Below are 20283 nucleotides of genomic sequence, written 5' to 3'. Positions count from 1 at the left end.
AGGATGAAGATGCGGTCGAGCGCGCGCGAGAGCACCGGATTGACCTTGTACTCCTCGGCCGGGACCGCAAAGCACATGCGCAGGAAGTTCGAGGTGTAGTCGAGCGAGTTCAGCGGGTACACGAAGGGCTGGCCGACCGTGTACTTGTAGGCCATTGCCGCCAGCGTCGGGATCTTCGCGATCATCCGCATCGAGGCGACCATACGCTGATGCGGATCCGAGATGTCGGTCGAGTCGTGGTAGAAGGCCGACATCGCGCCGATCGAGCCGACCATCACCGCCATCGGGTGCGCGTCGCGGCGAAAGCCCTGGAAGAAGCGGGCCATCTGCTCGTGCACCATGGTGTGGCGCGTCACGCGATAGTCGAAATCGGCCTTCTGAGCGGCGGTCGGCAGTTCGCCTTCCAGCAGCAGATAGCAGGTCTCGAGGAAGTCGCCATGCTCGGCGAGCTGCTCGATCGGGTAGCCGCGATAGAGCAGCACGCCCTCGTCGCCATCGATATAGGTGATCTGCGACTCGCAGCTCGCCGTCGAGGTGAAGCCGGGATCATAGGTGAACATTCCCGTCTGGGCGTAGAGCTTGCCGATGTCGATGACGGACGGGCCGATCGAACCCGTCTTGATCGCCATATCGACGGTCTTGCCGTCGACCTGAAGCTGGCTGGTGGTTCCGCTCATCGATACCGATCCTTTCAGGCTCGCTGCTGGTCAGTCGTGGTCGCGCTCGGTCTTGTCACGGTTGTCCATGAGACCTGTCCGTCGTCAGAGCGAACCGACATGACGGGGTCGTGTCGGTGCAGGGGCGGCCGAGGGTCGAAGAGTGGTTCATCCGACTGATTTTCAAGCAATATTCGTGCCCGCCCCGGCAGGCGCCGACGTGGCCACATCAGGCGTCACTAGACCATTTGCAGACCCGGTTCAACCGAGCCGAAAGATGGTCGGGACGGCGTCTTGTTCAGCTCTGGTCGGCGAGGCGAGCCAGGGTTTCCTCGCGCCCGAGCACCGCCATTACGTCGAACAGGCCGGGCGACATCGCGCGCCCCGTCAGGGCGGCCCGCAGCGGCTGCGCCGCCTGGCCGAGCTTCAGCCCATGCGTCTCCGCGAAGCCACGCACGGCCGCCTCGAGTGCCTCCACCGACCAGTCGTTGATCATGGCGAGCGCCTGGGCGAGCCCCGGCAGCCGCTGCCGGCCGGCTTCGTCGAGCAGCGCCGCCGCCTTGGCGTCGAGCTGCAGCGGGCGTGGAGCATAGAGGTAATAGGCGCTGTCGAGCAGTTCGATGAGCGTCTTGGCGCGCTCCTTCAGCCCCGGCATCGCGGCCAGGAAGCGCGCTTCCAGCTCGGGGGACATATCGGGGCCGAGGCCGCGCGCCGGCCCGATCTCGGGCAGGATCACCTTCAGCGCCGCGATCAGCTCGTGGTCGGGGGACTGGCGCATGTAGAGCCCGTTCAGGCTCTCGAGCTTGGCGAAATCAAAGCGCGCGGCCGAGCGACCGATCGAGCCGAGATCGAACAGATCGATCATCTCCTGTGTCGAGAAGATCTCCTGGTCGCCATGGCTCCAGCCCAGCCGCAGCAGGTAGTTGCGCAGCGCCACCGGCAGATAGCCCATCGCGCGATAGGCGTCGACGCCGAGCGCGCCGTGGCGCTTCGAGAGCTTGGCGCCATCGGGCCCATGGATCAGCGGGATGTGCGACATGCTCGGCACCGTCCAGCCCATCGCCTGGTAGATCTGGGTCTGGCGCGCGGCATTGGTCAGGTGGTCGTCGCCGCGGATGACATGGGTCACACCCATGTCGTGGTCGTCGACCACCACGGCGAGCATATAGGTCGGGTTGCCGTCGGAGCGCAGCAGCACGAGATCGTCGAGATTCTCGTTCTGCCAGACGACGCGGCCCTGGACCTCGTCCTCGACCACCGTCTCGCCGGTCTGCGGCGCGCGCAGGCGGATCACCGGCTTGACGCCCTCTGGCGCCGTCGCGGGGTCGCGGTCACGCCAGCGTCCGTCATAGCGCATCGGTTTGCCGGCGGCTTTGGCCTGCTCGCGCATCTCGTCCAGTTCGGCCGGCGTCGCATAGCAGCGATAGGCATGGCCGCTGGCGAGCATCTGATGCGCCACCTCGCGGTGACGCTCGGCGTGAGAGAACTGGTAGACGGTTTCGCCGTCCCAATCGAGGCCGAGCCATTTCAGCCCGTCGAGGATCGCTGCGATCGCCGGTTCGGTCGAGCGCTCGCGATCCGTGTCCTCGATGCGCAGCAGCATCTTGCCGCCGTGGCGCCGCGCATAGAGCCAGTTGAACAACGCGGTCCGCGCCCCGCCGATATGCAGGAATCCCGTGGGCGAGGGCGCAAAACGTGTGACGACGGCATCGCTCATGAAAGCTTGGCTCCGGCTGGCTGTCGAAAGGGGCCGAGGGGAAAGAGACGAATCGGCGCGCCGCGGGACGGCGCGCGCCGAAGCGGGGCATGACATCCGGCGCGGCCCCTGTAACATGCCCTGGCGGCCGGCGTTAAGCGCAAGATGCGCGCGCCGCCGATGCGGGCAGGGATGGGGAGCCGATGCAGCCGGCACCGCCGCCAGGGCAGGGGAAGGCGACGCGCAGCCTTGGCGTGCGGACCCTGGCGCTGCCCTGGAGCAGGCCCGGCCGCGCCCGGGGCGGACCCGACCTCGCTCTCGCGCTGGCCTCCGCCCGCGAACGCCTAAGGCGGACGCTGGCACTCGAAACCGAGCGACGCCGCCTCTTCATCTGGCTGCCGGTGCCGATGGGGCTCGGCATCCTGCTTTACTTCGCCGCCGATCGCGAGCCCGCGCTGTGGGCGCCGCTCGTCGGTTTCGCGTTCGCCGCGGCTGCGGCGGTCGGGCTGCGCCGCCGTCCGGGCGCGGCGAGGGTGCTGATCGCGCTGGCGGCGGTCTTCGCCGGCTTTGCCGCGGCGGCCTGGCGCACGGCGACGATCGCTGCGCCCCTGCTGGACCGGCCACGGATCGGGCAGCTCACGGGTTTCGTCGAGTCGGTCGAGAGCCGCGACGCCGGCGCCCGCCTCGTCATCCTGGTGACGGGGATGGCCGGGGTCGAGGCCGCCGACCGCCCCAGGCGCGTCCGGGTCAACATCCGCGCCGGCACGGTCGCGCCGGGCGATCACATCGCCGCGGTGGCGCGTTTGCTGCCGCCCCCGGGGCCGGCCCGGCCGGGCGGCTATGATTTCGGCCGCGACGCCTTCTTCCGAGGGCTCGGTGCGGTCGGCAGCATCTCCGGCAGGATCACGCTGACGCCGTCGCCGCAGGCGCCGCCGGCCGCGCTGCAGATCGCCGCCGCGCTCGACCGCGCCCGCAACGCCCTGACCCAGCGTATCGCTTCGGTCGCAGGCGGACAGGCGGGGGCGATGGCGGCGGCGCTCGTCACCGGCAAGCGCGGGCTGATCACTGAAACCACCAATGCCGATCTGCGCGCGGCGGGCATCTACCACGTCGTCTCGATTTCCGGCCTGCACATGGTGCTGGCCGCCGGGACGATCTTCTGGCTGGTGCGGGCGCTGCTCGCCCTCTCGCAGACGATGGCGCTGCGCCTGCCGGTCAAGAAGATCGCCGCGCTCGCGGCCATGGCGGGATCCGTCGCCTATTGCGTCTTCTCGGGCGCCGAGGTCGCGACCGTGCGCTCGCTGATCATGACGCTGGTGATGCTGGGCGCGATCCTCGTCGACCGCCCGGCTCTGAGCATGCGCAATCTCGCGCTGGCGGCGATGATCGTCCTGCTGCGCGAGCCCGAGGCGCTGCTGGGGCCGAGCTTCCAGATGTCCTTCGGCGCGGTGGCGGCGCTGATCGCCTTCGCCGAGCGCTGGGAGGAGCGCGGCCGGTCGAAGCCGCCCCCGGCGTTGCCCTGGCCGCTACGACCGATCTGGATCGCTGCCTGCGGCATCGTCGTGACGACGTTGCTGGCGACGGCAGCGACCGCCCCTTTCGGGGCCTTCCACTTCCAGACCTTCAACCCCTTCGGGCTTCTCGGCAACGCGCTAGCGCTGCCCTTCGTCTCGCTGTGCGTGATGCCCGCCGCCGTCTTCGGCGTCCTGACCTACCCGTTCGGACTGGATGCGCCGGCCTGGTGGCTGATGGGCCAGGCCTCCGAGGTCGTCCTGAAACTGGCGCACTGGGTCGCGACCATCGATCACTCGACGCTGGTGATCCCCGCCTTTGGCACGCCCGCGCTCCTCTGCTTCGTCCTGTCGCTGCTCTGGGCGACGCTGTGGAGCACGAAGCTGCGCCTGCTGGCGGTGCTGCCGCTGGCGACCGGCGTCGCGGTGGCAGCCAAGCCCGAGCGCCCCGCGATCCTGGTCGAGCGTGACGGGGCCGGGCTGGCCGTGCGCGGGCAGGATGACCGACTGGTCATCGCCGGCCGGCCGAGCCGCTTCGTGCTGGAACAATGGCTGAGCGCCGATGGCGATAGCCGCAAGGCGGACGACCCGTCACTGCGCCAGGGCGCCTCCTGCGATTCCGCAGGCTGCGTCCTGACCACCCGAGACGGGCGCTCCATCGCCTATGCACAGGAGCGGCTGGCCATCATCGAGGATTGCCGGCGCGCCGAGGTGGTGGTAACGCCCATTCTCTGGACGGCGCCCTGTGCCGCAGTGCTGATCGACCGGACCGCGCTGCAACGCGATGGGGCGATAGCGCTCGTGCATGGGCTCGCCGGCTGGCGTCGCCATGCCGCCGAACAGGCCGGGCGCACGCGGCCCTGGAGCCGCCATCCGCCGACCCAGCCCGAGGCCAGGCCGGTCCCTGCGCTCTCGCTCGCCGAGAGCACGCCGGATGCCGAGCGGCTTCAGTAGCGCCGCATCAGATTGACCAGCCGGCCCTGGATCTTGACCCGGTCGGGACCCAGCACCCGCGTTTCATAGGCGGGATTGGCCGCCTCCAGCGCGATCGAAGAGCCGCGTTTGCGCAGCCGCTTCAGCGTCGCCTCCTCGTCGTCGATCAGCGCGACGATGATGTCGCCGGTGTTGGCGGTGTCCTGGCGGCGGATGACGACCGTGTCGCCATCGAGAATGCCGGCCTCGACCATCGAGTCGCCGCGGACCTCGAGAGCGAAATGCTCGCCGGAGCCGAGCATGTCGGCGGGCAGGGCGACGCTGTGGCTGCGGCTCTGAATCGCCGAGATCGGCGTGCCCGCCGCGATGCGGCCCATGACTGGGATCGCGACCGTATTCCGCCCGTCATCCGGCGCAGCTTCCACCGGCCTCGACCGGCCCAGCAGCCCGTCCTTGGCCGGCGGCGCATCCTTGCCGAGCCCACCCTGGACGATCGACGGGTTGAAGCGGCGTGCGCCGGGCTGGAGGCCGCCGCCGATGCCGTCAGGCATCTTGATCACCTCGAGCGCCCGCGCCCGGTTCGGCAGCCGGCGGATGAAGCCGCGCTCCTCAAGCGCCATGATCAGCCGGTGGATACCGGATTTCGACTTGAGATCGAGCGCATCCTTCATCTCATCGAAGGAGGGGGGCACGCCGCTTTCGCGCAGGCGTTCCTGAATGAAGCGAAGCAGTTCGAACTGTTTGCGTGTCAGCATGATCCCCGCCGGCGCTCTGAAATCTGCCGATCACCGCAGATTCGAAACAAATCACGAACACCATACCCGTTCGCGTTGTGTTCCGCAAGCGGATGCGCCTGCGCGCAGCGTCAGCGCAGGCGGATGAAGCGGCAGGGATCGCCCTTAGCGGCGGCCGGTGCGAAGACGGGGCGGATCGCCAGCGCCTGCGCCTTGGCAAGCAGACCGAGCATCGAGGAATCCTGCCGCTCGAACGGCGTCGCTTCCCAGCCGGACTCTGTCAGGACGAGGCCGGAGCGCAGATAATCCTCGCGCTCGTCATTGGCCGGCATGTCGCGGCCGAGCAGGCCGGGCTCGCTGCGGTCTCGGTCGGGCGAGGGCAGGCCGAGCAGGGCCTCGATCACCGGTACCACGAAGAGATGGCCGCAGACGATCGAGGACACCGGATTGCCCGGCAGGCCGATCGCCACCATCGGGCCGAGCCTGCCGGTCATCATCGGCTTGCCCGGCCGCATCGCGATCTTCCAGAAGCCGAGATCCATTCCGGCCCGCTTGAGCGCCTCCTGGACCAGGTCGTGCGCGCCGACCGAGGCGCCGCCCAGCGTCACCAGCACATCGCAGCCGGCCGCCTGCGCTTGCCCGATCCGTGCGGCGAGATCGGCATGGTCGTCGCGCGCGATGCCGAGGTCGAGCACGCTCCCGCCCGCCTGTTCGACCAGCGCCGCGAGGGCGAAGGAGTTGGAGGCGACGATCTGGTCGGGCCCGACGGGCTCGCCCGGCAGCACGAGCTCGTCGCCGGTGGCGAGGATCGCGACGAGCGGCTTGCGCCGCACCGGCAAGGCGGGGTGGCCGGCGGCGGCGGACAGCCCGAGCGCGGCGCTGTCGAGCCGGGTGCCGGCCGCGAGCAGCCGGTCGCCTTCACTGAAGTCGAGCCCGGCCTTGCGGATGAACTTGCCCTTCGGTGCACCCTCGCGGACGGTGATGGTGGCCGAGCCGACACCCTCGGCGTTCTCCTGGATCAGGATGGTGTCGGCGCCCTCGGGGATCGGCGCGCCGGTGAAGATGCGGACCGCCTCGCCAGCCGCCACGCTGCCGCCGAAGGAACGGCCGGCCGCGGATTCGCCGAGAACGCGCAATTCGGCGCCCGGGACGAGGTCATCCGCGCGGACGGCATAGCCGTCCATGGCCGAATTGGCGAAGGGCGGCTGCGTCCGCAGCGCCGCGATGTCGGCTCCGAGCACGCGCCAGGCGCACTGCGCCAGCGGCAGGGTCTCGACGGGCGTGGGGCCGGGCACGCTGTCGAGCAGGGCGCGCAGCGCGACCGGGACCGGCGTCAGTGCCATCAGCTCTGTCCCGCCTCTGCGCTGTCGGCCTCGAACACGCCCGACTTGCCTCCGGATTTGTGGGTCAGCCGGATGCCCTCGATCCGCATGCCGCGGTCGGCCGCCTTGACCATGTCGTAGACGGTCAGACAGGCGACGCTGACGGCGGTCAGCGCTTCCATCTCGACGCCGGTCTGGCCCTTCACCTTGACTTCGGCGCGCACCCGGATGCCGGGCAGGGCCTCGTCGATGGCGAGATCGACGGCGATCTTGGTGATCAGCAGCGGGTGGCAGAGCGGGATCAGCTCATGGCTGCGCTTGGCGGCCATGATGCCGGCGAGCCTGGCCGTACCGAGCACGTCGCCCTTCTTGGCGTCGCCGGCGCGCACGATCGCCAGCGTCTCGCGCTGCATCACCACGCAGCCTTCCGCGATCGCGACGCGCGAGGTCTCGGCCTTCTCGCCGACATCGACCATATGCGCCTGGCCCTGGGCGTCGAGATGGCTGAGCCCGCTCACGCGGCGCTCTCCTGCGCGCGACCCGTCAGCAGCTCGCGGGTCGCGGCCGTCACATCGGCCTGCCGCATCAGGCTTTCGCCGACGAGGAAGGTGCTGACTCCGGCGCCGTTCAGGCGGACGACGTCGGAATGACTGAAGATGCCGCTCTCGCTGATGACGATGCGGTCGGCGGGCACGCGCGGCGCCAGCCGCTCGGTTACCGCGAGATCGACGGTGAAATCGCGCAGGTCGCGGTTGTTGATGCCGAGCAGGCGGCTCTTCAGCGCCAGCGCGCGGTCGAGCTCGGCGTCATCATGAACCTCGACCAGCACGTCCATGCCCAGATCGAAGGCGGTGGTCTCCAGCGCGCGCGCGGTGGCATCGTCGACGCCGGCCATGATGATCAGGATGCAATCCGCCCCCCAGGCCCGCGCCTCGTAGACCTGATAGGGATCGTAGAGGAAATCCTTGCGCAGCACGGGCAGGCCCGAGGCCGCGCGCGCCTGCAGCAGAAATTCCGGCCGGCCCTGGAAGGAGGGGCCGTCGGTCAGGACGGAGAGGCAGGCCGCCCCGCCGGCGGCATAGGCGCGCGCCAGCACGGGCGGATCGAAATCGGCGCGGATCAGCCCCTTGGAGGGTGAGGCCTTCTTAATCTCGGCGATCAGCGCCGGGTGACCTTCGCCGTGCTTCGCGGCCAGCGCCTCGGCGAAGCCGCGCGTCGGGCCGGCATCGCGCGCCAGCCGCTCGATCTGCGCCTGCGGGATTGCCTCCTTGGCGGCCGCGATCTCCTGGCGCTTATAGGCCTCGATCTTCGCGAGAATGTCGCTCATCGGGTCCTCACGCGTTCGAACTGGCGACGAGGGCGGCCAGCGTCGCCTTCGCCTTGCCGCTGTCGAGCGCCGCATTCGCCTGCGCGAAGCCGTCGCGCAGATCGCCCGCCCGGCCGGCGACCAGCAGGGCGGCGGCGGCGTTGAAGGCGGCGATGTCGCGGAACGCGGTCTTCTGCCCGTCGAGCACCGCGCGCAGCGCCTCGGCATTCTGCGCCGGCTCGCCGCCGCGCAGATCCTCCGGCCTGGCGCGGGCCAGCCCGACATCCTCGGGCGAGATCTGGAAGCTCTCGATGGTGCCGTTGTCCAGCGAGACCACGCGGGTCGGCCCCGTCGTGGTGATCTCGTCGAGCCCGTCCGAACCATGCACGGCCCAGACCCGCGTCGAGCCCAGGCTCGCCAGCACCTTCACCATCGGCTCCAGCCAGGTTTCCGAGAAGGCGCCGATCAGCTGCTTCTTGACGCCTGCGGGGTTCGAGAGCGGGCCGAGCAGGTTGAAGATCGTCCGCGTGCCGAGTTCGACGCGCACCGGCGCGACATGGCGCATCGAGGCATGGTGTGTCGGCGCGAACATGAAGCCGACACCGGCCTGCGCGATGCAGCGCGCCGTCGCTGCCGGGTCGAGGCCGACCTTGACGCCGAGCGCCATCAGCACATCGGCCGTGCCGGTCTTGGAGGAGGCCGCGCGGTTGCCATGCTTGGCGACCGGAACGCCACAGGCCGCCGTGATGATCGAGGCCAGCGTCGAGACATTGTAGGAGCCCGAGGAATCCCCGCCCGTGCCGACGATGTCGATGGCGTCGGCGGGCGCCTCCACCATCAGCATCTTGCCGCGCATCGCGCCGACCGCGCCGGTGATCTCCTCGGTGGTCTCGCCGCGCACGCGCAGCGCCATCAGGAAGGCGGCCGCCTGCGCATTGGTGACGCCGCCGGACAGGATCGTGTCGAAGGCGTCGCGGGCTTCGTCGCGCGACAGCGAGGCGCCGGTCGCGACCTTGGCGATGAAGGGCTTGAAATCGTCCATGGTGACTCTGCGGAAAACGGGCGATCGGGAAAGGCGGCTGGTGCGGGCCGGCGCTCAGTCGGCCTCGGCCAAAGCGGCGGTGGCGTGCTCGCGCTGCCATCGCTCCGCGCGGTCGAGGAAATTACGCAGGATCGTGGCGCCGTGCTCGGACGCGATGCTTTCGGGGTGGAACTGGACGCCATGCACCGGCAGGCTGCGATGCGACAGCGCCATGATCAGCCCGTCCTCGGTCTCCGCCTCGATCGTCAGATCGGCCGGGCATGTCTCGCGGGCTACGACCAGCGAATGATAGCGCGTCGCCTGCAGCGGGCCGTTGATGCCGCGGAACAGGCCTCGCGCCCGGTGCTGGACCGCCGAGATCTTGCCATGCATCGGCAGCGGCGCGCGCACCACATCGCCGCCGAAGACCTGGCCGATCGTCTGCAGACCGAGGCAGACGCCGAAGATCGGCTTGCGCTGTGCGCCCTCGCGGACGAGATCGAGGCAGATGCCGGCCTCGTTGGGCGTGCAGGGGCCGGGCGACAGCACGATCGCGTCATGATCGCCACGGAGCGCCTCATCGACGGAGAGCGCATCGTTGCGACGCACCTCGACCTCGGCCCCGAGTCCGCCGATCAGGTGGACCAGATTCCAGGTGAAGCTGTCGTAATTGTCGATCAGCAGGATGCGCATCGGCCCGGCCATGGATTTCGGGCTCCGGTCATGCACGGTCGGGGGCGCGCTGGTCAAGTTTGCGGCTCGTATCGCATGCCCAAGCAGCCGTCATTCTCGGGCGAAGCGAAGCGCAGACCCGAGAATCTCCGGCCGGAGATGCTCGGGTCGAGCCCGAGCATGACGCGCGATACTCAGACGCGCGCGCCGCGCGGCATTCCGGCGGTCCGGACCGAGCCTTGTCCGGGCGCCGTCTCGATTCCCAGCGTCGGCAGGGCGAGCGTGCGCTGGCCGCGGAAATCGACATGGCAGACGATGAGCCCGCGTTCCTCGATATAGGCGATCAGCCGGCGCGCACGGCCCGGCGAATGCGTGCCGTAGACCTGCGCCATCTCGGCATCGCTGGGGCAGGGCGCGCCCTCCATCGCGGCGCGGGCGATGAACAGGAAGAGCCCGTGCAGATCGTCCGGCAGGGAAAGCGAGGCCTCGACCGCCGCCTGCCAGGTCGCCGAACCGGTGATCTCGTCGCTCGCGCCCGCCTTGGCCACGGCGAGGCGGCGGCGGAACTCGTCGAGGCTGAGCTGGGTGCGGCCGAGCCGGCGCATCCGGCAGCGCACGGTGAAGTCCTGGTAGAGCACGGCGACCTGGCGCGAGCGCGCCTCGGGATCGGCCATCAGCTCGCGCAGGATCTCGGCCATGATCGCCTCGCGCTCGGCCGAGTCGATCTCGACCTCAGGCTCCGGATCGGCAGTGGGCATCGGCCGGTGGTTCTCGATCTGACGCAGCGTGTCGTGGACGGCGGGGCGCGGGCGCGGGGCCGGGCGCGGCAGGCGGCTCACCGGCGCGGGCTCGTCGGCGCCGGCGGTGAAGATCAGCTTGCCGGCCTCCTCGGGCGCCTGCTCAGGCAGCGGCATCAGCCCGGGCGCGCCGCCGCGGTCGACCGAGGTGACCGAGCCGATCCGCAGCGGCAGCGGCCGCTTCGACAGGGCAGGGCCGAGCGCGACGAACTGGCCGTGCTCGAGGTCGCGGAACATCTCGGCCTGGCGCCGGTCCATGCCGAGCAAATCGGCGGCGCGCGCCATGTCGATGTCGAGGAAGGTGCGCCCCATCAGGAAGTTCGAGGCTTCCGCCGCGACGTTCTTGGCGAGCTTGGCGAGGCGCTGCGTCGCGATGACGCCGGCCAGCCCGCGCTTGCGGCCGCGGCACATCAGATTGGTCATGGCGCCGAGCGAGAGCCGTCGTGCCTCGTCGGAGGCCTCGCCCGCCATGACCGGGGCGAAGAGCTGCGCCTCGTCGACCACGATCAGCATCGGAAACCAGAGCGAGCGGTCGACATCGAAGAGCCCGCCGAGGAAGGCGGCCGTGGCGCGCAGCTGCTCGTCGGCCTCCAGGTTCTCCAGGTTGAGTACGACCGAGACCCGGTGCTGGCGCACCCGCAGCGCGACGCGCTGCAACTCGGCCTCGCCGCATTCGGCATCGACCACGACATGGCCGAACTGGTCGGCCAAAGAGACGAAATCGCCCTCCGGGTCGATCACCGCCTGCTGCACCAAAGGCGCGCTCTGTTCAAGCAGGCGCCGCAGCAGATGCGATTTGCCGGAGCCGGAATTGCCCTGCACCAGGAGCCGCGTCGCCAGCAGCTCGGCGAGGTCCAGCAGGGCGGGTTGGCCGCCCTGGGTCAGCCCCATATCGATCGCCGTGGTCACGCCGTCAAACCGCTCCTCTTGGCGCGAGCCGCCCGCCCGGCCGGGTCGGGAGGCTCGCGACCGGCGCTTCTAGCATGGGGAATCGCCGTCGCGCCCGGTCCGAGCCCGGCGTCCACAGCAAAGCGGGGCGGCGTTTCAGCGCGGGCAGCGCCGCGCCCGCTCCTCGCGCTGGATATCGGCGATGGTCCGGCGCTGCGCGGCCGAGAGCGGCACCTCCTCGGCATTGTCGTACTGGCAGCCGGCATTGCCGAAGGCCTCGATGCCGCGGCGCGTGCGGAAGCAGTAGCCCTGCGCCTTGTAGATCTCGTTGCGCGCATACCAGAGATCGTCGCAGCTCTCGGCCCGAGCGGGGAGGGGTATGGCCGCCACCGCGAACAGCGGTCCAAGCACCGCCAGCCCCATCGTCAGCGCGCGCATGCTCGATCCTTCCCGGCCCCATAGACGCGGCCGCCACTCTGAGTGACGCGTCGCCGCGCGGCAAGTCTTCGCCCTGCGCGTCGTGCGACCGTCGTGAGGTGGCGATAGCCTGTTTTGCGGAGGACGAATCGGTGCTGGCTTCCGGCTATTGCGAACGGATCGGCGATCATCTCTGGGACGAGCCCTGGAACGCCATCACCAACGGCGCCTTTCTGCTCGCCGCCCTGGCCGCGTTCCTGCTGTGGCGGCGCGCAGGCGGCCAGGATCGGCCGGTGCTCCTCCTCATCGGTTTCGTCGCCGCGATCGGCATCGGCTCCTTCCTGTTCCACACCATCCCGCAGCCCTGGACGCTGGCCGCGGACGTCGTGCCGATCCAGCTCTTCGCCTTCTCCTATTTCGCCCTGGCGCTCGCCCGCTTCGTCGGTCTCGGACCGGCCGCGATCGCGCTGGGGACGGCGGCCTTCTTCGTCTTCGCCCTCTCCCTGGGCGGGGCTGCCGCCGCTTTTCTCCCGCCGGGCCTGCGCGGCTCGGCCGGCTACGCCGCTTTCCTGCTCGCGCTCTGGGGCATCGCCGCCTTGCTGTGGCGCCGCGACGGCAGCCGGCAGACGGCGCGGAGCCTCGCGCTGGCCGGGCTCGTCTTCGCCGTCTCCCTGACCTTCCGGACGCTCGATCGCCCGCTCTGCGACGCCATCCCGCTCGGCACGCACTGGCTCTGGCACATCTTGAACGCGCTGGTGCTGTACGGGCTGCTCGTCGCGGCGATCCGGCATGGCAGGGCCGAGCGGGACGCGGCTGGCGAGGGCGCGCCGACGGCGATACGGTGAGAGCTGGCCGCCCGGCCGCCGACACCCTCCCGGATCCCGCCCATGACCCGCCGCGCCCGCATCCTCGTGATCAATCCCAATTCGAACGAGGCCGTGACGGAGGGGCTGCGCCAGGCGGTTCAGCCGCTGACCTATGCGGACGGCCCCGAAATCGTCTGCGAGACGCTCGCCGACGGGCCCTTCGGCATCGAGACGCAGGAGCATGTCGACGGGGTCGCGATTCCCTTGCGCCGCAAGATCGAGGCCGCCAACGATGTCGATGCCTTCGTGATCGCCTGCTATTCCGACCCTGGCCTGCACGTCGCCCGCGAGGGCACGACGAGCCCGGTCTTCGGCATCGCCGAGAGCGGCGTGCTCACCGCGCTCGCCCGGGCCGACCGTTTCGGCGTGATCGCGATCAAGTCTCGCTCGATTCCGCGGCATATCCGCTATCTCCGCCAGATGGGCCTGATGGAGCGCCTCGCGGGCGAGCGCCCGCTGGAGATGTCGGTCGCCGAGACCGCTTCGGGCGACCGCACGCTGGAGCGGATGATCGCGATCGGCCGCGAGCTGAAGGAGATCGATGGCGCCGGCGCCATCGTCATGGGCTGCGCCGGCATGGCCCGCCACCGCCGACCGCTCGAACAGGAACTCGGCATCCCCGTGATCGACCCGACCCAGGCCGCCGTGACGATGGCGCTCGGGACGCTCGCGGTGCGGTAGAGCCCGCTCTGCCGCCCACCACGTCATCCCGGGCTTGCCCCGGGATCCATCGTCAAGCTCCGGAGCCCTATGGTGGGTCCCGGATCTGCGCCGCTGACGCGGCTTGTCCGGGATGACGCGGTGGTTCCATGCAGCCCATGACTGCTCCAGAAAGTCGCCATGCTGAAAGAGTTCTTCGCCTATTACCGGCCCCACAAGGCGTTGTTCCTGGTCGATTTCGGCTGCGCCGTGCTGTCGGGCCTGCTCGAACTCGGCTTCCCCATGGCGGTGAAGGCCTTCGTCGACCTGCTGCTGCCGCGCGGCGACTGGCCCCTGATCCTGCTGGCGGGCGTAGCCCTGCTCGTCGTCTACGCGGTCAATTCCGGGCTGATGGCGATCGTCACCTATTGGGGCCACAAGCTCGGCATCAATATCGAGACGGAGATGCGCCGGCGCGCCTTCGACCATCTTCAGAAGCTCTCCTTCCGATTCTATGACGAGCAGAAGACCGGCCATCTCGTCGCCCGCGTCACCAAGGATCTCGAAGAGATCGGCGAGGTCGCCCATCACGGGCCGGAAGACCTGTTCATCGCGATCATGACCTTCATCGGCGCCTTCCTGCTGATGCTCTATGTGCACCCGCAGCTCGCGCTGATCACGGCGCTGATCGTCCCGCTCGCCGGCTTCATCGTGGCGCGCTACGGCGCGCTCATGGCGCAGAACTGGCGCCTGCAGTTCGGCCGGGTCGGCGCCTTCAATGCGCGGCTGGAGGAGAACATCGGCGGCATGCGGGTCGTCCAGGCCTTCGCCAACGAGGCCCATGAGCGCGCGCTCTTCGCAGGCGACAACCAGCGCTACCGCACCACCAAGCTCGAAGCCTACCGGATCATGGCCGCCAGCCAGGCCGTGAACTATCTGGGCATGCGCATGGTCCAGCTCGCGGTGATGCTGGCGGGCACCTATTACGTCGTGCAGGGCAGCCTCAGCGTCGGCGGTTTTGTCGGGTTTTTGCTGCTTGTCGGCGTGTTCTATCGCCCGCTCGACAAGATCGCGAGCGTGATCGAGACCTATCCGAAGGGCATCGCCGGCTTCCAGCGCTATCAGGAACTGCTCGCGACCGAGCCCGATATCGCCGACGCGCCCGATGCGATCGAGGCCCCGCCGCTGAAGGGTGACATCCGCTTCGAGGGCGTCGGCTTCGGCTATGCCAGCGAGCGGCCGGTCCTCTCGGGCATCGAGCTCTCGGTCGCTGCCGGCGAGACGGTCGCCTTCGTCGGCCCCTCCGGCGCCGGCAAGACAACGCTGCTCTCGCTGCTGCCGCGCTTCTACGAGGTCGATGCCGGTTGCATCACCGTCGATGGCCATGACATCCGCAAGCTGACGCTCGCCTCGCTGCGCCGCCAGATCGGCATCGTCCAGCAGGACGTCTTCCTTTTCGCCGGCACGATCCGCGAGAACATCGCCTATGGCCGCCTCGACGCCAGCGAGGCGGAGATCGCCGAGGCCGCCCGCCGCGCCAGGCTCGAGACGATGATCGCCGACCTGCCGGCAGGGCTCGACACGGTCATCGGCGAGCGCGGCGTCAAGCTCTCGGGCGGGCAGAAGCAGCGCCTCGCCATCGCCCGCATCTTCCTGAAGAACCCGCCGATCCTGATCCTCGACGAGGCGACCTCGGCGCTCGACACCGAGACGGAGGCCGCGATCCAGCAATCCCTGACCGAACTCGCCGAGGGGCGCACGACGCTGGTCATTGCCCACCGCCTCGCCACGATCCGCCATGCCGACCGCATCGTCGTGGTGACGCAGGCCGGCATCGCCGAGCAGGGCCGCCACGACGAGTTGCTGCGGGCCGACGGTCCCTATCGCGCACTGCACGACGCGCAGGTCGCGCCGCTGCGGCAGGCGATGGGCACGGCGGCCGAGTAGGCGCCGGGCGGGAACAGCCTCGTCTCTGTCCCGTTCCAGTTGAAAGGGAGGAGGCCGCCATGACGATCAGCAGTCGTGCCGAATACGAGGCTGCGATGCGCCGCATCCAGGAGCTGGGACAGTTGCCGGAAGGCACACCGGGCGCGGAGACGGAGCTGACGACGCTCGTCGAACTGACGACGGCCTGGGAAAATGAGAACGAGGCGCAGGCCACGCCTGAGCCCGCCATCCCCTCCCGCGACCGCGGAACTCTCTGATGACGTTTTGGCTGCCTCCGCACCGGACGCGACTTTGCCTGCCCGCGATCGGGCTGATGGCGATGCTGATCGGCCCGACCCTCGGTCTGGCGCAGAGCGTGGGAACACCCGGCACCGGGCCGCTCGTGCCGGGTGGGCCACGTCAGGGGCTGGGCCCGCCCTCGCTTTCGGATTCGGTGCCGGATCTGCGCCTGCGGGCGCCGGGCGGCGGGATCCCCGGCGCCGGCCCGCCGATCGACTATGGCAGACCACCATCCTCGGGCGCGAGCGGTCTTGGCGTCAGCCCGCGCGTCCAGGCCGTCGGGCGGTTCTGCGAGACCCCGCGCATCACCTGCCGGCTCGGGCGTACGGCCCTGCTCGGCCAGCTCTGTTCCTGCCGGGGCCGCGGACGCGGCGTCGTCGTCCGCTAGGGGCGACGCTCCTCAGCTCGCGACGGCTCGCAACGCCGCGCGCGGCTGGCTTGGCGCGTGTAGCTGCGCCGCCGGCCGCGAAAAGCTCTGTCGGCCGTTCTTGAACCCCATGATCGGCTCGGCCAGGCCCGCCAGCGCCTCGGCCTGCGTCGGGGCGTCGAGAACGATCAGATCGGCCGGGTTGCCGATGGCGATGCCGTAGTCCCGGAGATTCATAAGCCGCGCCGGCAGCGCCGTCACCAGGTCGATGCAGGCATCGAAGCCTTCCGGGCCGACCTGCGCGACATTGGCGTAGAAATTCGCCATCCGCAGCAGCGAGGCATCGCCGAAGGGCGTGAACGGGTTGAGGACATTGTTGGTCGCGACCGAGCAGGTCACGCCCCGCGCCAGCAGCCGGTGGGCGGGCGTCAGGCCGCGCGGCACGTCTTGGGTCGCCTCCCGGCCCATGAGATAGACATCGGTCGAAGGCAGCACCGTCACCGCCACGCCCGCTTCTGCCAGCCGCTCTGCGGCCCTCGCGAACGCCTGCGGCGGCAGGCAGGACAGCTTGGTGACATGGCCGATCGCGACGCGCCCGCCATAACCGTGGGCCTTGGTCTGGCGACAGACCTCGTCGAGATGCATCCAGCTCGCGTCGAGATCGAAATCGAGATGGAAGTCGAGATCGACATCGAAGCGCGTCGCCAGCGCAAACAGCCGGGCGATCTGCTGGTGCGGGTCTGAATCGGTATAGGGACAGCCACCGAGCGCGTCCGCCCCGTTCTGCAGGGCCTGGACCAGCAGTTCCTCGGTGCCAGGATCATTGGTCAGCCCCTCCTGCGGAAAGACGCAGAGCGAGAGGTCGATCGCCCAGGCATAGTCGCGCTTCAGCGCCTTCAGCGCCTCGAAGCTGCGCAGGCCCACGCGCGGATCGACCTCGACATGGCTGCGCATGCGTGTCGTGCCCTTGGCGATCGCGCGCTCCAGAACCTGCGCGCCGCGTTCATGGACATCCGCCACGGTGAAGTCGCGCTTCATCGCCGAGACGGCGGCGATCGCGGCCTTCAGCCCACCCTGCAGATGGCCGCAGCGCCCGAGCAGGCAGGCCTTGTCGAGATGGACATGGCTGTCGACGAAGCCCGGCAGCACGGCGCGCCCGCCCACCACAACCTCGGGGGCATCCGCCGCGATGACCGGCGCGATGGCCGCGAAGCGCCCCCGCCGGACGCCGATGTCGACGGGCCTTGCCTCGCCGGGAAGGGCAGCCTGCCGGAAGATGAGGTCGAAGGCGTTGTCGTCGGGCATCGGCACGGAACTGTCGGGGGAACGGGAGAGAGAGGTTAAACTGTATGCACTTTACATGCCGGCTGCCGCCTGTGAAGGCTGCGATGGCGCGTGGGAGGTCGGAGCCGGGAGGCCGTCAGCCTACAGCTTTGGCCCGCGCCGCTCGCGGCGGCTCGGCATAGGGCGCCAGGATATCCATGATGTCGCGCCCGCGCGGCCGCGTCTGGGCGACCAGCGCGCGGCTCGCCACCGAATCGAGATGGTGGTGCATCAGCGCCATCACCGCCTCCGCATCGCCCTTGGCGAGCGCATCGATCAGCAGCCGGTGCTCGTTGATGGCGCATTCGGAGGAATGCGGGCGGCTGAACAGCGACAGCGTCAGGCAGCAGCGATAGGCGATCTCGCTGACATAGCGGATCAGAATCGGGCTCTCGGTCATGCTGGCGAGCAGGATGTGGAACTCGGTCGCGAGCCGGATCGAGATCGCGTCGGGGCCGTTGCGCGCCTCGTCCTCGGCATCGACATGGGCGTGGAGTTCGGCGATCTGCGCCTTGGTCAGGCGCCCCGCCAGTTGCCGCACCACCAGCCGCTCGAGTTCGATGCGGATGTCGAAGGCGTCGCGCGCCACCTGCCAGCTCGGCGTCGCCACCACGGCGATGCGGTTGCGCCGCAACTCGACCAGCCCCTCGGCCGCGAGTTGGCCCAGCGCATGGCGCGCGATCGTGCGGCTGACGCCGAAGCGTTCGCCGAGCGCATCCTCCGGCAGCTTGGCCCCTGGCTCCAGCGCCTGCTCGATGATCGCCCGGCGCAGCGCACGGCAGATCGTTCCGACCCGGTCCGTTGCAGGGCGGCTGCGGTTGTCCTCGCGCGTCATCAGCCAAATCCGAGTTCGGGGCTTTCGTCTTAGCCCCGAGGCCGGTGTCGTCGCAATCCGCCGTGCCAATCGCCGGTTGGCGTCGCGGGGAGGTGCGAGGCAGGGACGGCGCCGGTCCAGATCGGCATGGCATTGCTATTGCATGCACTTTTTCCCCGATGGGCATGCAATCCAGAGACGTCTTCCTGGGCTGGGGGCCCGTGGCCTGCCGGGCCCCATCCGCCTCCGGCGAGCGAGTCGTTTCCGGGCGGGCGCCGACTGCTTGAATCATCGTCTCAGAAAAGGGGAACAAGATGCTGAAAAGACTCTGCCTCGGTGCCGCTGCGGGCCTCGCCATGGCCGGGCTGGCCTTCACCGGCGCCGCCCGGGCGCAGGAGACCACGATCCGCTTCACCCTCGGCTGGAAGACGCAAGGCTCGGACGCTGCCTTCTTCGTCGCCCGCGACAAGGGCTACTACAAGGCCGAGGGCCTCAACGTCGTCATCGACCAGGGCGAGGGCTCGGGCGCGACCGTCACGCGCATCATGGGCGGCGCCTATGATGCCGGCTTCGGCGACGTCAACGCCATCATCCAGAACGCCGCGACCAAGCCGGGCGAGAACCCGGTCATGGTCTATATGATCTGGAACCGCCCGCCCTTCGCGATCTCCAGCAAGAAGGCGACCGGCATCACCAAGCCGAAGGATCTCGAAGGCAGGACGCTGGGCGGGGCCCCCGGCACGCCGACGACCCGCCTGCTCGAGGTCTTCGCCCGCAAGAACGGGCTCGACATGGGCAAGATCAAGCTCACCAGCATGGCACCGAACCTGCAGGAGCCGCTGCTGATCAAGGGCGACATCGACGGCGCGCTGGTGTTCAACATCACCAGCTATTTCAACCTCTTGCTGAACCGCCAGGACCCGGAGAAGGACTTCAACTGGCTCACCTTCGGCGATTTCGGGCTCGACCTCTATTCCAACGGGCTGATGGTCTCGCAGAAGCTGATCAAGGAAAATCCCAAGGCCGTCGCCGGCCTGGTGCGCGCCACCAACAAGGCGATGATCGAGATCGCCAAGGACCAGGCCGTCGCGATGAAGGCCGTGATGGCCTATGACGCGCTCGTCAACGAGGCGATCGAGAAGAAGCGCCTGCAATATTCCTTCAGCGAGCTCATCGTCTCGCCGGAGATGAAGGAGATCGGCGTCGGCGACACCAAGGATGCCCGCATGGCCAGCGCCATCGGCATCATCGCCGAGGGCTACCAGCTCCCCCGCACACCCAAGCCCGAGGAGATTTTCTCCCGCGCCTTCCTGCCGCCCAAGGCCGAGCGCGAGCTGGTCTATACGGCGAATTGATCGCACGGATGGGACACCGGATTGCCTTGCCGATCCGGTGTCCTCTTCGAGGATGGCAGGCGATGCCATTTGATGCCATTCTCATCCGCGGAGGACAGGTGATGGCATCGATGAATATCTCTCTGCCCGACCCGATGCGGGACTGGGTCCAGCGCCGCATCGACGACGGTCACTACGCTAGCGCGAGCGATTACGTGCGCGACCTGATCCGCCATGATCAGGAGCAGGCTCGCCAGCTTTCGGTCGAGGATATTCGTCGGTCCATTGCCGAAAGCCGGGAGAGCGCAGCGACCAGCTCCGCCGATGCGGTGTTCGACCGGCTCGAAGCCCGGTTGAAGGCGATGGTCGAGTAGGTGTCCCGGACCTGCCGCTTCGCGCTGCCTGCGGAGAAGGATCTCGAAGAGATTGCGCTGTTCATCGCCTCGGACAGTCCTCGGCGCGCCCTGTCCTTCGTCGCGGAATTGCGGGCCCATTGCACCAGGATCGCCGATCAGCCGGAAGCCTATCCGCTGCGCGAGGAATATGGCGTGGGCGTTCGGATCACGGTCCATGGCCGCTATCTGATTTTCCATGCGATCCGTGACGACGCTCTCGTCATCGAGCGCATCCTGCATGGTGCACGACATCTGGATTGGGTGCGACTTTAGGCACGGGGTACAGCCGGCTGCCTGGCTTCCCTTTGAGTCAACTCCGACTCGCCTTTCCGCCAGGGCTCGTTCTATAAAAGAACAAACACAGAA

Annotated in this window: 21 protein-coding genes; 9 read left to right on the top strand and 12 right to left on the bottom strand. The window is 69.1% G+C overall.

Annotated features, from left to right (window positions below):
* Window positions 1–677 (bottom strand): citrate/2-methylcitrate synthase (locus Q8M82_RS20340; protein ID WP_305693116.1); only part of this gene is annotated, 677 nt, incomplete at its 3' end.
* A 277-nt stretch (window positions 678–954) separates the two neighbouring features.
* The gene (gene gltX / locus Q8M82_RS20335) at window positions 955–2373 is read right to left on the bottom strand and encodes a glutamate--tRNA ligase (RefSeq protein ID WP_305693115.1); all 1419 of its coding nucleotides are present in this window, start codon (window positions 2371–2373) and stop codon (window positions 955–957) included.
* Window positions 2374–2555: 182 nt separating this feature from the next.
* Between gltX and Q8M82_RS20330 the strand changes: the two genes are divergently transcribed.
* Window positions 2556–4817, top strand: a complete 2262-nt coding sequence (locus Q8M82_RS20330; RefSeq protein WP_305693114.1) for a ComEC/Rec2 family competence protein — start codon at window positions 2556–2558, stop codon at window positions 4815–4817.
* Here Q8M82_RS20330 and lexA read toward each other — a convergent pair.
* From lexA to Q8M82_RS20290, 8 genes are all read right to left on the bottom strand, one after another.
* Window positions 4811–5551, bottom strand: a complete 741-nt coding sequence (lexA, locus tag Q8M82_RS20325) for a transcriptional repressor LexA (protein ID WP_305693113.1) — start codon at window positions 5549–5551, stop codon at window positions 4811–4813. The two genes, Q8M82_RS20330 and lexA, sit on opposite strands and share 7 nt — an antisense overlap.
* Before the next feature lie 110 nt (window positions 5552–5661).
* Window positions 5662–6873: a molybdopterin molybdotransferase MoeA gene (locus tag Q8M82_RS20320; RefSeq protein WP_305693112.1), complete on the bottom strand. Its 1212-nt coding sequence runs from the start codon at window positions 6871–6873 to the stop codon at window positions 5662–5664.
* A complete protein-coding gene (gene moaC / locus Q8M82_RS20315) occupies window positions 6873–7370 on the bottom strand; it encodes a cyclic pyranopterin monophosphate synthase MoaC (protein ID WP_305693111.1) in 498 nt (165 codons plus the stop codon). The genes Q8M82_RS20320 and moaC overlap by 1 nt, the downstream gene beginning before the upstream one ends.
* Window positions 7367–8179: an indole-3-glycerol phosphate synthase TrpC gene (gene trpC / locus Q8M82_RS20310; protein WP_305693110.1), complete on the bottom strand. Its 813-nt coding sequence runs from the start codon at window positions 8177–8179 to the stop codon at window positions 7367–7369. The genes moaC and trpC overlap by 4 nt, the downstream gene beginning before the upstream one ends.
* Window positions 8180–8186: 7 nt before the next feature.
* On the bottom strand, window positions 8187–9200 hold the full coding sequence (gene trpD / locus Q8M82_RS20305) for an anthranilate phosphoribosyltransferase (protein WP_305693109.1): 1014 nt from the start codon (window positions 9198–9200) through the stop codon (window positions 8187–8189).
* A gap of 54 nt (window positions 9201–9254) precedes the next feature.
* A complete protein-coding gene (locus Q8M82_RS20300; protein ID WP_305693118.1) occupies window positions 9255–9872 on the bottom strand; it encodes an anthranilate synthase component II in 618 nt (205 codons plus the stop codon).
* 173 nt (window positions 9873–10045) lie between these two features.
* Entirely contained in the window at window positions 10046–11557 is a 1512-nt protein-coding gene (locus Q8M82_RS20295; protein WP_305693108.1) for a helicase HerA domain-containing protein, read from the bottom strand.
* Window positions 11558–11692: 135 nt separating this feature from the next.
* Window positions 11693–11974 (bottom strand): YARHG domain-containing protein, encoded by a 282-nt coding sequence (locus tag Q8M82_RS20290; RefSeq protein ID WP_305693107.1) that lies wholly within the window; start codon window positions 11972–11974, stop codon window positions 11693–11695.
* A gap of 131 nt (window positions 11975–12105) precedes the next feature.
* On the opposite strand from Q8M82_RS20290, the gene Q8M82_RS20285 reads away from it, so the two are divergent.
* The 5 genes from Q8M82_RS20285 to Q8M82_RS20265 all read left to right on the top strand — a co-directional run bounded on the left by Q8M82_RS20285 (window position 12106) and on the right by Q8M82_RS20265 (window position 16072).
* The gene (locus Q8M82_RS20285; RefSeq protein WP_305693106.1) at window positions 12106–12798 is read left to right on the top strand and encodes a ceramidase domain-containing protein; all 693 of its coding nucleotides are present in this window, start codon (window positions 12106–12108) and stop codon (window positions 12796–12798) included.
* Between the two features lie 42 nt (window positions 12799–12840).
* The gene (locus Q8M82_RS20280) at window positions 12841–13500 is read left to right on the top strand and encodes an aspartate/glutamate racemase family protein (protein WP_305693105.1); all 660 of its coding nucleotides are present in this window, start codon (window positions 12841–12843) and stop codon (window positions 13498–13500) included.
* Between the two features lie 159 nt (window positions 13501–13659).
* Window positions 13660–15405 (top strand): ABC transporter ATP-binding protein, encoded by a 1746-nt coding sequence (locus Q8M82_RS20275; RefSeq protein ID WP_305693104.1) that lies wholly within the window; start codon window positions 13660–13662, stop codon window positions 15403–15405.
* Between the two features lie 59 nt (window positions 15406–15464).
* Complete coding sequence (locus tag Q8M82_RS20270; RefSeq protein ID WP_305693103.1) at window positions 15465–15662, top strand: hypothetical protein; 198 nt, start codon at window positions 15465–15467, stop codon at window positions 15660–15662.
* Window positions 15662–16072 (top strand): hypothetical protein, encoded by a 411-nt coding sequence (locus tag Q8M82_RS20265; protein ID WP_305693102.1) that lies wholly within the window; start codon window positions 15662–15664, stop codon window positions 16070–16072. Before Q8M82_RS20270 ends, Q8M82_RS20265 begins: the two co-directional genes overlap by 1 nt.
* Window positions 16073–16084: 12 nt before the next feature.
* Here Q8M82_RS20265 and Q8M82_RS20260 read toward each other — a convergent pair whose 3' ends face one another.
* Complete coding sequence (locus tag Q8M82_RS20260; protein WP_305693117.1) at window positions 16085–17356, bottom strand: amidohydrolase family protein; 1272 nt, start codon at window positions 17354–17356, stop codon at window positions 16085–16087.
* A gap of 115 nt (window positions 17357–17471) precedes the next feature.
* Window positions 17472–18209, bottom strand: coding sequence for a GntR family transcriptional regulator (locus Q8M82_RS20255; RefSeq protein ID WP_305693101.1), 738 nt, complete (start codon window positions 18207–18209; stop codon window positions 17472–17474).
* Window positions 18210–18502: 293 nt separating this feature from the next.
* On the opposite strand from Q8M82_RS20255, the gene Q8M82_RS20250 reads away from it, so the two are divergent.
* The 3 genes from Q8M82_RS20250 (at window position 18503) to Q8M82_RS20240 (ending at window position 20190) form a co-directional block, all read left to right on the top strand.
* Window positions 18503–19543 (top strand): ABC transporter substrate-binding protein, encoded by a 1041-nt coding sequence (locus Q8M82_RS20250; RefSeq protein ID WP_305693100.1) that lies wholly within the window; start codon window positions 18503–18505, stop codon window positions 19541–19543.
* A gap of 62 nt (window positions 19544–19605) precedes the next feature.
* A complete protein-coding gene (locus Q8M82_RS20245; protein WP_305693099.1) occupies window positions 19606–19896 on the top strand; it encodes a type II toxin-antitoxin system ParD family antitoxin in 291 nt (96 codons plus the stop codon).
* Entirely contained in the window at window positions 19897–20190 is a 294-nt protein-coding gene (locus tag Q8M82_RS20240; RefSeq protein ID WP_305693098.1) for a type II toxin-antitoxin system RelE/ParE family toxin, read from the top strand. It begins immediately after the preceding gene.
* The last annotated feature ends 93 nt before the right edge of the window (window positions 20191–20283 follow it).

It is taken from the genome of Allobosea sp. (assembly GCF_030694325.1).
GTDB lineage: Bacteria > Pseudomonadota > Alphaproteobacteria > Rhizobiales > Beijerinckiaceae > Allobosea.
This window is presented reverse-complemented; position numbering and strand designations above follow the sequence as displayed.

What these genes read in the sequence shown, in the direction of transcription:
- gltX (WP_305693115.1), bottom strand. Translation starts at nt 2,373, where the DNA reads ATGAGCGATGCCGTCGTCACACGTTTTGCGCCCTCGCCCACGGGATTC.
- Q8M82_RS20330 (WP_305693114.1), top strand. Translation starts at nt 2,556, where the DNA reads ATGCAGCCGGCACCGCCGCCAGGGCAGGGGAAGGCGACGCGCAGCCTT.
- lexA (WP_305693113.1), bottom strand. Translation starts at nt 5,551, where the DNA reads ATGCTGACACGCAAACAGTTCGAACTGCTTCGCTTCATTCAGGAACGC.
- Q8M82_RS20320 (WP_305693112.1), bottom strand. Translation starts at nt 6,873, where the DNA reads ATGGCACTGACGCCGGTCCCGGTCGCGCTGCGCGCCCTGCTCGACAGC.
- trpC (WP_305693110.1), bottom strand. Translation starts at nt 8,179, where the DNA reads ATGAGCGACATTCTCGCGAAGATCGAGGCCTATAAGCGCCAGGAGATC.
- trpD (WP_305693109.1), bottom strand. Translation starts at nt 9,200, where the DNA reads ATGGACGATTTCAAGCCCTTCATCGCCAAGGTCGCGACCGGCGCCTCG.
- Q8M82_RS20300 (WP_305693118.1), bottom strand. Translation starts at nt 9,872, where the DNA reads ATGCGCATCCTGCTGATCGACAATTACGACAGCTTCACCTGGAATCTG.
- Q8M82_RS20290 (WP_305693107.1), bottom strand. Translation starts at nt 11,974, where the DNA reads ATGCGCGCGCTGACGATGGGGCTGGCGGTGCTTGGACCGCTGTTCGCG.
- Q8M82_RS20280 (WP_305693105.1), top strand. Translation starts at nt 12,841, where the DNA reads ATGACCCGCCGCGCCCGCATCCTCGTGATCAATCCCAATTCGAACGAG.
- Q8M82_RS20275 (WP_305693104.1), top strand. Translation starts at nt 13,660, where the DNA reads ATGCTGAAAGAGTTCTTCGCCTATTACCGGCCCCACAAGGCGTTGTTC.
- Q8M82_RS20270 (WP_305693103.1), top strand. Translation starts at nt 15,465, where the DNA reads ATGACGATCAGCAGTCGTGCCGAATACGAGGCTGCGATGCGCCGCATC.
- Q8M82_RS20265 (WP_305693102.1), top strand. Translation starts at nt 15,662, where the DNA reads ATGACGTTTTGGCTGCCTCCGCACCGGACGCGACTTTGCCTGCCCGCG.
- Q8M82_RS20260 (WP_305693117.1), bottom strand. Translation starts at nt 17,356, where the DNA reads ATGCCCGACGACAACGCCTTCGACCTCATCTTCCGGCAGGCTGCCCTT.
- Q8M82_RS20255 (WP_305693101.1), bottom strand. Translation starts at nt 18,209, where the DNA reads ATGACGCGCGAGGACAACCGCAGCCGCCCTGCAACGGACCGGGTCGGA.
- Q8M82_RS20250 (WP_305693100.1), top strand. Translation starts at nt 18,503, where the DNA reads ATGCTGAAAAGACTCTGCCTCGGTGCCGCTGCGGGCCTCGCCATGGCC.
- Q8M82_RS20245 (WP_305693099.1), top strand. Translation starts at nt 19,606, where the DNA reads ATGCCATTTGATGCCATTCTCATCCGCGGAGGACAGGTGATGGCATCG.